At 41.4% G+C, this 13,936-nt stretch carries 9 protein-coding genes; all 9 read right to left on the reverse strand.

All coding sequences use genetic code 11. The features are described 5' to 3' along the window. Window positions 1–126: 126 nt before the first annotated feature. The 9 genes from K357_RS09350 to K357_RS0104040 all read right to left on the reverse strand — a co-directional run bounded on the left by K357_RS09350 (window position 127) and on the right by K357_RS0104040 (window position 13,934). Complete coding sequence (locus K357_RS09350) at window positions 127–1,191, reverse strand: uracil-DNA glycosylase (RefSeq protein WP_051212088.1); 1,065 nt, start codon at window positions 1,189–1,191, stop codon at window positions 127–129. A 96-nt stretch (window positions 1,192–1,287) separates the two neighbouring features. Then, window positions 1,288–2,901 carry an ArnT family glycosyltransferase gene (locus K357_RS08795; RefSeq protein WP_051212090.1) on the reverse strand — a complete coding sequence of 538 codons (1,614 nt, stop codon included), beginning with the start codon at window positions 2,899–2,901 and terminating at the stop codon, window positions 1,288–1,290. 11 nt (window positions 2,902–2,912) lie between these two features. Next, the gene (locus tag K357_RS0104010) at window positions 2,913–3,497 is read right to left on the reverse strand and encodes a DedA family protein (RefSeq protein WP_028257560.1); all 585 of its coding nucleotides are present in this window, start codon (window positions 3,495–3,497) and stop codon (window positions 2,913–2,915) included. Window positions 3,498–3,607: 110 nt separating this feature from the next. Beyond that, entirely contained in the window at window positions 3,608–3,838 is a 231-nt protein-coding gene (locus K357_RS08800; protein WP_051212096.1) for a DUF362 domain-containing protein, read from the reverse strand. A gap of 735 nt (window positions 3,839–4,573) precedes the next feature. Then, a complete protein-coding gene (ileS, locus tag K357_RS0104020; protein ID WP_028257561.1) occupies window positions 4,574–7,414 on the reverse strand; it encodes an isoleucine--tRNA ligase in 2,841 nt (946 codons plus the stop codon). 976 nt (window positions 7,415–8,390) lie between these two features. Continuing rightward, a complete protein-coding gene (locus K357_RS0104025; RefSeq protein WP_028257562.1) occupies window positions 8,391–9,266 on the reverse strand; it encodes an RluA family pseudouridine synthase in 876 nt (291 codons plus the stop codon). A 55-nt stretch (window positions 9,267–9,321) separates the two neighbouring features. After that, the gene (locus K357_RS0104030) at window positions 9,322–10,770 is read right to left on the reverse strand and encodes a GNAT family N-acetyltransferase (RefSeq protein ID WP_028257563.1); all 1,449 of its coding nucleotides are present in this window, start codon (window positions 10,768–10,770) and stop codon (window positions 9,322–9,324) included. A gap of 748 nt (window positions 10,771–11,518) precedes the next feature. After that, complete coding sequence (locus tag K357_RS0104035) at window positions 11,519–12,418, reverse strand: DUF2156 domain-containing protein (protein ID WP_028257564.1); 900 nt, start codon at window positions 12,416–12,418, stop codon at window positions 11,519–11,521. 397 nt (window positions 12,419–12,815) lie between these two features. Continuing rightward, the gene (locus tag K357_RS0104040) at window positions 12,816–13,934 is read right to left on the reverse strand and encodes an efflux RND transporter periplasmic adaptor subunit (protein WP_028257565.1); all 1,119 of its coding nucleotides are present in this window, start codon (window positions 13,932–13,934) and stop codon (window positions 12,816–12,818) included. Window positions 13,935–13,936: the final 2 nt, after the last annotated feature.

Genomic DNA, 13,936 nt, shown 5'->3' on the forward strand with positions numbered 1-13,936 from the left:
GCAATAGATTCTATACTTTCACCACCCAATAGGTATCTAGCCAGCTAGTTACACGTCTATCCAGGTCGTCTTATATGCCTCATATCTCGCACACACTCTCTATAAACAGCTCACCTATATACCATCTTATACCGATTCATTCCTATACGCTGCTACGGCTCGAGCAAATCCCTCTTGATATAAACGGGCCCCACCATTAGCTGGATGGCGAAGGGCTATGGCCGTCACCCCAAATTGTGCCAATATATCTGCCGATTTTTGTCCTACGCCGTAGATATGAAGGTCGGATACCCTAGGCACCTCTGATTTCTTACCTAATGTATCCCTCGATTCGCTAGTCTTCTCGCCATTTCTAGGTAAAAGCATCGTACGCCCTGTACTAGCTAAATTTTCACCGTCATAATGTTTGATAACTGGTGAAAGCATCCTATGCTCTGTACTAGTAGCATGCGTATCAGAAAGTATCCGTTCCTTATCATTATTGGTTTTTCTAGGATGTACTGCACAGTTTGTACCCGTCATACCATGCGTGTCATACTCTGTATCCGATAAAAGAGCCCCTTGCTCGTAACGTAGGCGTTCATGAAGGACCAACAAATCTTTAACATACTGCCAACCACATTGCAATTCTTGCGATGTAGGTGTGCGATTCGACAACGCCTGTTCTACTTTATGCGGATGAAAAGGAAACATATTCCACAGTAGCACATCGTAAGGATCCAAGTGGTTCTCCACGATTCCTTTCCATACGACCGTATCCGTTGGCTCATTAAACCCTTTATCCCGCTGAATCGCTTTATCAATATACATGCTAGTAGGATGACTGGTGCGGTATAACGTACTAGGACTAATCATAGTCGGATCTACCGTGTTATGAAAGCCTAAGATCATTCTTTCACAGGTAATGGGGATGCCCGTAAATCGACAACCTTGATAGCCAGCCGCTTCTGCCACAATTATATGCGACGCCCGTCCTAATCGTGGTAAAAGATAGGCTTTTAAATTATCCAGGCGCCATTTTGCTGCTTCCTCAGATATATCATAGCGTGGGTCATAGTCTCGCCACGGATTATATACATTATGTCCCTCATAGGTTGCTAGAGAGGCAAGATACGCATCTACTAGCTGATTGCGAGTGTCACTAAAGTGGCCTATATATTCATCTATCGTGAGAGAAAATAAAGAATTCATACTACACCTTTCCTATTTCCTAGGTCTAAAACGCCTACAGCCTAGTAAAAAGAGGTTATAACCGTAAGCATACCTCGTTATAACCTCTATATACAATTATTGATGTATCGCATACACCACGTACTCATCAGATTGATAAGAGGGAACCGTACCTTCCGGTAAAATGTCCGTAGAAAAAAATTCTTCTTCCTTACGTGGCACCACTATGAGTAGTGGCTCGTTTCTAGTGATGACGTCCTTTAACATGGCATCATCAATTTGATCCATCCGATACTTGCCTTCCCAAGCACTAGAACGCTCTTTACGCCCCTCTTCATTCTTTTTCGGATGCGCCGCATTCACCTTAATGGCATGAACACCCGTGTAATACACGAGGGATGTAGCATATGTATTATAAAAGTATACTGGCCCCTTATAGTGCTGCACTACAGGAATCAATTCTCTAGCAGATCGTTGATAGAGTAAGGGCTCTAATCCTTCGGTGACTACAATGGAAGATATAAGCACTGTCCCCAGTGCCACCACGGCAGGCACCATATAGCGATTTTGGCTAATCCAGTAGCATATGGAAACCACGATGCACGTAGCGACCACTACATACAGAAGGTACCAAAATCCCCAGGACACAAAAAATGAAGCGATTACATACAGGATCCATAATAGAAATGTAGGACCTAACAAGGTCCACCACACCCGTCTCGAACTGCCTGGCCGCAACGCTTGAATCAGACCTGATGCGCCTAGCACACTGAAAGGAATTAGACTAATACACGTATACAGTGGATATTTGGTAGCCATGAGGCTATAGAAAAGAATCGTTCCCCAGCCCATAATCATAGTAAATTTATAAAATGGTAACCGTTTCTTCCATCCTGTTACCATGCCGTACATAACGGAACCAGTCCAAGGCAGTGAAGCGAGTAGAAAGACGGCTAAATAATACCACCACACATTATCTTTTGGATGTTCTGATTGAGTGGCACGCACCACATTGTTCAGTCCTAAAAAGCCATCAATAAACGCTTGTCCATGTACGTGATACATATAACCGTACCAAGGCATGGCGACTAGGAGAAAGCAACAAATTCCTTGCCACGCAAATAATCGCTTTAACATGGTCCGTGATTTCATAGACCACACGAAGAGCAATAGTAATATACCAGGCAATACCAAGGCGACGGGCCCTTTCGTCAATACGCCTAAACCAGCAAATCCATAGGCCACTACCATATAACTCGTCCTATCTTTCATAAGACCTTTATAGGCATATCCCATAGTCCCGACAGTGGCAAACATAAGAACCATATCGGTAATAATTCCATGGGCCACTGTCCAAAACAAGAGCGATGTAGCTAATATGGTAGCAGATAACAACGCTAATAGGCGACGACCTGCAAAGGATCGCACTAATTGATATAATAAGCCGACTGTGAAAGTGGCAAACAACGTACTAGGCAAGCGCGCCGCAAAATCAGTAAAGCCCAATACTTTATAGGAAGCGGCAATGAGCCAATATATCATAATCGGTTTATCGTACCAATAATGTCCATAGATTTGTGGCGATAACCAATCGCTCGACAACACCATTTCTTTGGCAGTCAATGCATAGTTAGATTCCACAGGATCGGTAACAGACAATACTGTATTACCGACGGAAAAGAATATAAATGATAGAACCATAAGTACTATTGTTAATCGATGTAGTTTCATAACGCTTACCTCTATTTATTTTTTTTATACTTCATGTATCCTATCAACACGGCAATCACCAATACAACGCCTACGACAATCGTAAATTCATGATTATAGGCAATCAAATCTTGCCAATGTTCTCCTAATAGTTTTCCTAAATACACGAGTAATATGGTCCAAGGGACTGTACCCAGTAAGGTCCATATAATAAAACGTCCCATCGGATACCTAGCAACCCCTGCAGGAAAGGAAATAAAGGTTCTCACTCCAGGCAACAGACGTCCAATAAATACGGCAGCACCGCCGTATTTATTAAATAATTTTTCTGCCAATTCAAATTTATGATGATTAAAGAAAATATATTTACCATATTTCAATAATAACGGCCGACCTCCATGCTCGCCTATATAATAGGAAAGAACGGATCCTACCACACCGGCAACGGTAGCCACAATCATGGTAATATGAAAGTCAAATACATTCGTAGCAATCAAATAGCCTGCAAAGCCTAGAATAATTTCACTAGGGATGGGAATATTACAATTTTCCAACACCATCGTAATAAATAATGCTGCATAACCCCATTCTTGCATAAACATAATAATATATTCCATTAATTTCGCTCCTATGTCAGTATACACTCATATTCATTTATTGTACCATACTTATCAGTAAGTACCAAATAACCTATCCAATACATGCATATACCTAAGCTATCATCCATTTAGTCAGAGGCCTTATTACATGCTTCTGACTTAGGAATATCTATGTCCTCTATGGCGTCATCTTCTACAATTTCTATGGCCCCCACAGGACAAATTTCATAACAGTCGCCACATCCAATGCATCCTGCACCAATATAAAATTGTAATGGTAACTGTGTGATGCACTGTCTTGGACAATCCATGGCACAGGCACCACATTTTACACAGTGATCAGTAATTCTAAATTTCATACCTTCTCCACGTTCATCCATGTCGCTACGACTATAACTCTCTATCACCAGGAATTATCTATGTCACAACTTGCTACTCTTCTATCCTATGAATGAAATATACACACTTTTAAAGACTACCCTATCATGTTACTGTTAGTATAATACATTCTCCTACCGACGTACACTACCTACCATATGCTAATCGCTATTGTATCTCCATCATGAATCATTGAATACGATAACACATACCGTCCAAGCGATATAGGTAATCTACCTGTCATCATCTATTCTATACACTACATGTTGTATGCCTTTATTATATATCAAACAGTTTTGTATATAACAACGCCGTTACCTCTTACTAAGGAAATGTAGTATTCGCTTCTAACAAATTCGCTACATCGAACGATTGATATGAAACGCCCCCTACAAATATTTGTAGGGGGCGTTTTGTGTAAATCTATAAAGTTACAATCGACGTATCACAGTGGTTACTAGGGCGCATCAATGATGCCAGTACTATCGTATTCTATGTAATCAGAAATAAATACATCGTTCATACACATTAAAGTTACAATCAACCCATCAACAGTGGTTACTAGAGTGCCGTCAATGATGACTATCGTATTCTGCGTAACCGACAATTGATACATCGTTCACTATGCACACCATCATCGCACAATGCAACGTGTAAACGTCCATCGGCCTTATGCGTCTGCTTTGTACTGTGCCATGTATCGTCACATTAGACGTCTATTGTTGTTTCAATACGCTCGCACAACGGGCACATACAGTTGGATGTTCTGCGTCCTCGCCTACCGAATCACGATGGATCCAACAACGTTCACATTTTTCCAACGTAGACGCAGCCACTACTACTGCTAACTCGGCTTCATCGGATAGAAATGCATTCGCTGGTGCATTCTTACGGCCTTCAACTACCTCTACTTCTGACACAATCAAGAACGCTGCCAAGCGATCATTTCCCATTGCATCTAGTGCTGTGAAAGCATCTCCATCTGCATAGATTGTAACCGCTGCATCAAGAGGGTGACCAATTGTTTTTTCTTGTCGTGCTAATTCCAACGCCTTTGTTAATTCACTACGAAGAGATAACAAGTGATTCCATTTTGTTGCCAATGCTTGGTCTACATGGTCTGGATGACCTTGTGGCCAATCTTCTAGCATAACGGAAATGCCCATGCCTTCTTCTTTCGGCATATATTTCCAAACCTCTTCAGCTGTAAAAGATAGAACAGGTGCTACCATGCATACTAAGGTCTTTAAGATTTCATAAATCGCCGTTTGTGCACTGCGACGAGTTGGTGCGTCCATTCTTTCAGCATAGATCGTATCTTTTAAAATATCTAAATAGATAGAGCTTAAATCAACGGTGCAGAAATTATGAATTGTATGATATAAAATATGGAATTCATAATTTTCATAGGCATTCGTTACTTTTTGTCGCACTTCTTCTAAACGAAGCAATGCCCAGCGATCAATTTCAGATAATTGATCATAGGAAACCTTGTCCGTATTTGGATTAAAGTCATCTAAATTACCCAATAAGAAACGGAATGTATTACGAATCTTGCGATATACTTCCGATAATTGTTTCACAATATCTTTCGATAACCGTACGTCCCCTTGATAGTCGGCGGAAGACACCCATAAGCGCATAACATCTGCCCCATACACATCGATAATATCGGATGGTGCTACCGTATTCCCTACGGATTTAGACATTTTGCGACCTTCTCCATCAACTACAAATCCATGCGTTAATACGGAATTATACGGTGCTTTGCCCGTAGTGGCCACACCGGTCAATAAGGACGAGTTAAACCAACCACGATGTTGATCCGACCCTTCTAGGTACATAGCTGTTGGTACATCTAGCCCATTCACTTCAAGTACGCCCGCCCAGGAAGACCCTGAGTCAAACCAAACGTCCATAATATCTGTTTCTTTGCGGAATTCATCATGACCACAATGAGGGCACGTAAAGCCTTCTGGCATAAGTTCTTTTTCGTCATGAGCCCACCAAGCATTGGATCCTTCTTTTGCAAATAAGTCTTGTAAATGGCCGATGGTATCATCATTAATCACATATTCACCGCAATGTTTACAGTAAAAGATTGGAATTGGCACGCCCCATACGCGTTGACGAGAAATACACCAATCATTGCGATCAGCAACCATGTTATAAATGCGATCATGACCCCATTTAGGAATCCATTGCACTTGTTTATCAATAGCTTCCAACGCTTGTTCACGATAGCCGTCAACGGAAGAGAACCATTGTTCTGTTGCGCGGTAAATAACAGGATTTTTACAACGCCAGCAATGGGCATATTGGTGACGAATCGAACCTTTATGCAATAAATTGCCATTGTGTGCCAAAATTTTAATCACTGGCACTTCTGCATCATGAATTTCTACACCTGCTAAGGATACTTCTGTATCGCCATAACGGCCGTTGTCTACATCGGCAGTGTACTTACCTTCTGGATCTACCAAGGATATGATTGTGCCATCAATATGGCCTTCATCACCATACTTTTTGAAAATAACAAAGTCATCTTCCCCATGAGCTGGAGCCGTATGAACACAACCTGTACCGGCATCAAGTGTAACATGATCGCCCAATAAGATCATGGCAGATCGATCGATAAATGGATGTTTAAAGGTAGATAATTCTAAATCAGCACCACTAAATGTATTCAATACGGTGTAATCGTCTATACCGCAATCTTTCAATGCGGACGATACTAATTCAGTAGCCATCAAATAATATTCGTCGCCTACTTGTACCCACGAATAGGATAGTTCTGGATTGACGGAAATTGCTTGGTTTGCCGGCATAGTCCAAGGTGTAGTTGTCCAAATAACGGCAAAGGCTTTTGTTGTGTCAATGCCCTCTGGCAACGTGCGTTTTATTTCATGCATATAGGGGAACTTAACATAAATGGAGAACGATTTTTTCTCTGCATATTCAATTTCCGCTTCAGCTAGTGCCGTTTCACAATGAGTACACCAGTACACAGTTTTTAACCCTTTATAAATATGACCACGTTTCGCCATTTCTCCAAAAATGCCAATTTGTTTCACTTCAAATTCAGGGCGCAATGTCAAATAAGGGCGATCCCATTCGCCGAGCACGCCAAAGCGAATAAAATCTTTTTTCTGTTCTTCCACACACGATAGTGCGTATTCTTTACATTTATCACGCAAATCTAATGGTGCCATTTCATGACGATTCAAGCCCGTATTTTTAATAACTGCATGTTCAATAGGAAGTCCATGCGTATCCCATCCTGGAATATAGCGTGTGTAATACCCTTGCATGGTTTTATATTTCATAATCATGTCTTTTAACGTTTTATTAAGCGCATGACCAATATGTAATTTACCATTCGCATAAGGAGGACCATCATGAAGAATAAATGGTTTCCCATCCTTGCGTAATTCTAATCGTTTCTTATAAATCTCATTATCTTCCCAAAATTGTAAAATGTCTGGTTCTCGTTTTGGCAAGTTTCCGCGCATGGGAAATTCCGTTTCAGGAAGATGTAATGTTTTACCGTAATCCATACTGTATAACTCCTCTCAATAAAAAAAACGCTCATCCCCGAAGGGACGAACGCAATGTCCGTGGTACCACCCTACTGATGTCAATCAATCGCCACAGTCCTATTGTATACCTATATACACCGACCGTCTAGCACACATAACAATGTATGCGACGATGTTATAACATCACTCTAGCATATAACGGTGCGCACCGTCAGTTATCCTGCTCGCTCACAAGTGATCCGCTCGCTTACTACTTACCAACCTCACACCATCTAGTTAGCTCTCTGAAAGTATCTATCCACTCGCCGTCTTGGTCATCGCAATGTATCAATAATTAATAAATCGACGCCTTAGCATCTATTCTTGTTCAGTATATCACAACACATACTAAGAGTATAGAGTATCTTTTAAAAACTACTCAAAAATGTCTGTAGTAATCAAACATTTGTGACACAGACTCCTAATGATGTACGTGAAAAGTACTCTGCTATATATTCATTAGGTAATGTAAACCCCAATACTTTTTGCACTATGTTATTATATCTACTTGCATATCGTTGATGTGCTTTAAAAAAAGCATCAAGACTTGTAAATTTTCTTCTGTAAAATCGTCCGCCATCAACTGACACAATCTTTTACGATATATGCACCATCACAATGTACACGTAGCCTAGTTATCCATCATGCTATCCACAGCTATCCACAGCGCCACATACAATATATTTTCTACTCTCTTCCCCCCTTAGAATTGTTAACTTATCCACATAATCCACAACTTATCCACTATAAATACCCTATTTTCCACATTTTCAAAAGCCCTATCCACAAGTTATCCACAGATTTTAGTGTATAACTCATTATATTTCAAGTAAATCAGTTATTACCTGACTTTCATCAAAGAAATCGAGTTATCCACAACGTCCTAGGTCTTAGTTTTTTTCAAACTGCTACCATCGGCACTCTATTCACTAAACACGATGTATACACTTTAGGGTCAAACTCGTTTTTCTTTTCCAAAATCTGCTGGCACCGGTGCTACTACCACAATGGATTTCTCCTTTAAAAACGGTGTAAAGTGAAGCTCCACTGCATGTAAGCACTGACGCGTATAACTCGCATCACGTTTACCATACATACCATCGCCTAGCACAGGATGTCCTATATGTGCTAAATGCACGCGAATTTGATGTGTCCGTCCAGTAGAAAGGGTAAATTCTAACTCACTTTGCTCATCATCATGAAGAAGAACCGTATAGTGCGTAATCGCCTCTTGTCCGCCAGCCACAACCATACGTCGATTGGGATGCAGCGGATCGACACCGATGTGTGCGCAAATCGTATCACTTCCACTCATAGAGCCTCGCACCAATGCTCGATACACCCGATGTATACCACCTTGTTCTAATTGCTCTGTATAATAGCGTTGCGCTTCCTTCGTTTTAGCAAATACTATACAGCCCGACGTATCACGATCTAGACGATGAACGGGTCGAATCGTATGGATCTCCCCTTTTGCGTGGTAATATCCTGCAATATAATTGCTCAACGTATGCGTCATCGTTTGTCCCGTAGGATGCACCACCATGTACGGCGGTTTATTCACTACCAATGTATAGGTATCTTCATAGAGCACGTCAACAGGTCCCTCTTCCACCGTCACACCATAACTCGTATCCTGTAATGGTTGCCACGTGATGCGATCACCCTCTTTCACCATACGCTTGGAATGTGCCACACGCCCATTGACTTTAACCCGTTTCTTACGAAACAGGGTCTGCCCATCACGAGCAGATACGTGAAAATGATCACGTAGATACTGTGCTACCGTCATAGGTTCACATTCTCTATTGGTATATGTTTTCCAACCCATACTATGTCTAGTTACTCCTTATCATCGATTCCAACTACTCACTACAAATAGTCCATTACCACCACTCATTGATAAACGTAGGCACTACGGGATACAGGGCATCTAAATAAGAAATCCCTTCATCACTGCCGTGTAATTTACCTTCAAAAGCCAGTGTTCGTGCCGATACGGCTCCCATGAGTAATAGACTTAACGCCCCTACCGTCATAGTTACATCTGCTGTAGGTAACACGGTATCACTTATTTTTGAAACGGTTAGAGCCATCGCCTTTCCATCTAAATAAGTATGGCATCCATCGCTTTCACTCATAGGCGAATTTTCTCGTTCGATAGCACGCACGTGCTCATCACGTGGCTGTGCTTCTACACTCTGTATATGGGTACCACTATCACAACGATACTCATTCTTATCAACAGTAGCCCCCATCGAAGATGCCTCTACACGTATCTCATAGGTGCCTTCATTCCAAGGTGCCAATGGATCGGTAATGCCCAACGTCCACGGTGTAGGCATAGACTGTAACCGTTCACCATGTACACATGCGATCGGCATAGTTTCTAAGGCGCATGTTACGTCCACCACCCGACTCATCATATACGGCATCGTACTATGGCCGGTCTTACCATCGGGATAAAACCGATACCCCTCATCGTGTAACCCTTCATTCCACCGAATCGAATCTCCTTGGGAACGATGATTATACATATAATTAAGTAGCGCTTTTTGTGCCTGCCTCGACGTATAGACCATTTCCGTCACCGGAATTTCACGCTCTCCTAATCGATATACACAATACCCTTCTATGAGACTATCTTCACCAAACATTGGTGCTACGGTCATGTCCTCCACAGGTTCGTTTCTGTGAAAGTCCACGTCGCTCGTCGTTTCCTCTTTTCGATACACCACTACTACTTGTACACCTTCTGCCCAAAAGCTTTCTAATAACCGTGTCCATTCCGCTTCACCACGCACCGCATACCCCGATATTCCTCGCGTGTAACGCTCATATACGGGCGCCAGTAACCGCCATTGATCTGTTTCGGTAACGAGCCCAAAATGTAATTCTCTATCTGTTAATGGGTGCAATGACTCTAACGGCATTGTTTGTACCCATTGGTGGCAATATAATTCCCATCCATACTGTTGATAGAAAGCCGCTTTGGACGGCATTAATATGGTGATTCCTTGTTGTCGACGTCGCAACTCTTCTAAGGCGGCTTTCAATAAAGCACCGCCGATTCCACTACGGCGTGCCGCTGGATGTGTCGCTACACCTACCATATAACTAACGGGCTGAATCATTCCCCGCGTACATAATCTATATTGTCGCAAATGAACAGTACTAAGCACATGCCCATGGTCAACACCTACCATCGTATGAAGAGGTTCATAACAATGCGTAAAATAGTATTTAAAAAATGGATCCTCTGCTGGTTCAAAGCAATAGGCCCATAACGCTTTTACTTCTTTTGTATCGTTTACTCCTGCAAGTCTAAATTGCATCATATCTCCTTACACCTACTTTCTAGGATACGCACCACGTCTAATCTAATACGCCTTTTCCTATCGTTATCAAAAGCTACGAACGTGTCTTATCACATTGCTTCTACTAGGCAACTACTGCTTTCACATGTTCTATCTCTAAAGTGCCTCATCACAGTGCTTCTACTACACTAACTGGTAAACGCCGTTATGGTCGCGATGGCGCCTCATCACATCGCGTCTACCACACGCATCACTCTACCATGTATCACGTAACGTCTTCTCCCTCTATAGAGACCATAGAATGTCTACACCATCTATACTATCTATTATACACGGCTCGCCCTAGAAAGTGCATCCTAAGAGATGTATAAAACGACTATCATTGAACATAGAAACTTCCCTTCATCGATGAAAATGCATTAAGGCACTGCACCTACCAAGATTCCTATGGTAACAAATACCATGTCTAACCATCACTCCTAGTAAAAATAGTGAACGAATAGACAAAAACTACACGTCACAGCTTTCATAGCCTGTTTCGTGTAGTTTTTCTATTTTATACTGTTATATACATGCGTCTATGTAAAAATAGCCTTTTATACTGCCCACAGTGTGTAGGTCTCACAACGGAATATCATCTATATGAGAAATACTATAGATGTGTACACATCTTGTAGAACATACACATCTCTATGATAAACCCGATTATCCTTTTACGGTAAGCAGATAGCTACCTAATCACATGTTTTTCTTACTAACATCACCACTAGCCCACATAGGCCGCCGCATATTTTTCTGCAAAATGATCTGGATGATACGATTCTTTCGCTTGTCGCAAGCCGAGAATCCCCATATCTTCCTCACGATTCACAAATTCTGTGTCCGCAAAAGAGTGACGAATAAATTCATTATTAATAGCTTGGTATAACCCGCGCACATTAGGATTTGCTTTTTCAATATGAATGAGTGCTATTTTATCATTCAAATATTCACCAATGCTAAACGCCTCTACGCGACCATACATGACAATAGCACCACCAGATAAGCCTAATTCATGCCAGTGGTCAAATAATAAATTAATCGCCACTAATTCATCATCTGCACCATCTTCTTTGTCTTCATGATTATTGAGCCAAGCCGCTGCTGTATCACGACATAAAGGGATAATATCATCTGTAATTGGTACATACTCGTAATTCGTGTTTTGCATTCGGAATTGATTTAGATGATTCTTCTTTTGTCGAAATTTCTTCCCTGCCAAATGAATTAAATCATCGGTCTTGTAAATATATTCAAAATTGTCGCGATCAGGCGTAAATTCAAATTGGTTCGGATATAGTTCTTCTAATAACGTTTTCACTTCCGCGCTAACACCACGAAATACAAAGGGAATATGATTCGCTTCATACCATTCTCTAGCTTTTTCAACGCCATCCATAAATTTAGCTTCTTTACTAGCAAATGGTGGTAATAAAAATGGATGCTCTAGCTTGCCGCCACCTTTGATAAATAAAATGCCTCTATCTTCTGCCCAGCCAATGCCATATGCATCCTGCCACATATATAATGTAGTAAAACATTGATCAGAAGCTTCATAATGATGTTCTGCAAAATACTTATCTATTTTTGGTTTGTCACATAATTCAAATCGATTAAATTCTAAAATGAGTCTCGCCCCCTGCTTTTCCTAGATCTGATTATATTTTATATCTATAATCTTCAATACAATTGATTATATCCATTTTTACATTTTTTATCAACCTATAGGATAGAAACGGACTAAAAATCCTACAAGGCTCTTTCTAATCGCTATGAAAGTCTCTAAGAATGCTATCAATCTCTATAGGGATCGTTCTATCTATCACCGTTGTAAGATTTGGTCATCTATATACTCAAGATGCATTAACTTGCATCTCATCACCATTGGTGATTTGGTCATCTGTACACACGCGAGGTCATTAATGTATGCATCATCACGATACGTAAGCCATCATATGTGCTAGAACGGTCTCAACTTTCAAAGTATGCCCAATCATAGGATACATCGTTCTATCAAGTCGCAATTAACTAACTTTCACGCGGTCCCCTAGTTGATAGTTTCCTTTAGACGTAACCACTTGTTCATGTTCTTTTACGCCAGAAAGAATCACCGTATATCCATCTATGGTTTCACCCGTTTCGACGGCACGCACATCGATCGTATTATCATCAGTGACTACATATACATAGGTGCCATCATTATTGGTGTGAACCGCTTCTTGTGGTACTACTAAGATGGGTGCTGTCGCACTGGATTCAATTACTAAAGTGTAAAACTCACCTGGTCGTATTTTCTGCAATGCATTATCGAACGTAGCTTTCACTAATACGCTAGGTACAGTCTTAATGGCATTTGTATCAATATAGGTGATGACCCCTGGAATCGTATCTGTATCTACTTTAAGATACACCGTAGTCGTGGCTTGTCCTTCCGGCATCGCCAATTTTTTAGCAAATTCTTGAGGAATCGTAACTGATGCCACTACAGGCGTTGCCTGTTGTACCATAGCAAACGGCCGTCCTGCTATCGCAATTTTTCTATCTTCATTATAAATAGCACTCACCGTCCCAGCCATAGGCGATACAATCGTAGATTGTGCGATTTGTTGCTCGATCTGTGCTATCGCTGCTGTAATCCCCGACGTATCTCTGTTCGGTGCCGAAGGTGTAGTCCGCACCACTGTAGTTGGCGTCGCACGGGATACGATGATATCATATTCTTTTTGCGTAATCGCCCCTGATTCTCGTAACTGTTTTGCTTGTGCTACCTGGGCATTACTAATAACTGGATCAACAGTACTGATGTCTGTGCCACTGCTTACCGCAGGCGCTCCTAATTGCGACTCTAAACTAGCCAACTGTGCTTGTAATGGCGCCGTATCGAGGGTAGCAATCACTTGGCCCACCGTCACTTGATCGCCTACTTTGACGTGCATCGTCGCCACTTGTCCTGATACGGTCGGTTCAATCGTCGCTTGATGTAAAGAAACTACATTTGCATCAGTACTAATATGAACCGGCATGTCTTTCATTTCTACCGAAGCCACATGTACCGTCTTAGTGCCGCAGCCTGCCGTTACTAATGCAAAAAAACCTATCAACACACATAGACAACTATAGAACCATCGATTTCTATCTTTCATAG

Origin of the sequence: Veillonella montpellierensis DSM 17217 (assembly GCF_000426745.1) — a bacterium.
Taxonomy (GTDB): domain Bacteria; phylum Bacillota; class Negativicutes; order Veillonellales; family Veillonellaceae; genus Veillonella; species Veillonella montpellierensis.

Bases quoted from the DNA above. Each gene is read 5' to 3' on its own strand.
- K357_RS09350 (WP_051212088.1), bottom strand. From the start codon at position 1,191: ATGAATTCTTTATTTTCTCTCACGATAGATGAATATATAGGCCACTTT.
- ileS (WP_028257561.1), bottom strand. From the start codon at position 7,414: ATGGATTACGGTAAAACATTACATCTTCCTGAAACGGAATTTCCCATG.
- K357_RS0104040 (WP_028257565.1), bottom strand. From the start codon at position 13,934: ATGAAAGATAGAAATCGATGGTTCTATAGTTGTCTATGTGTGTTGATA.
- K357_RS0104030 (WP_028257563.1), bottom strand. From the start codon at position 10,770: ATGCAATTTAGACTTGCAGGAGTAAACGATACAAAAGAAGTAAAAGCG.
- K357_RS0104025 (WP_028257562.1), bottom strand. From the start codon at position 9,266: ATGGGTTGGAAAACATATACCAATAGAGAATGTGAACCTATGACGGTA.
- K357_RS0104010 (WP_028257560.1), bottom strand. From the start codon at position 3,497: ATGGAATATATTATTATGTTTATGCAAGAATGGGGTTATGCAGCATTA.
- K357_RS08800 (WP_051212096.1), bottom strand. From the start codon at position 3,838: ATGAAATTTAGAATTACTGATCACTGTGTAAAATGTGGTGCCTGTGCC.
- K357_RS08795 (WP_051212090.1), bottom strand. From the start codon at position 2,901: ATGAAACTACATCGATTAACAATAGTACTTATGGTTCTATCATTTATA.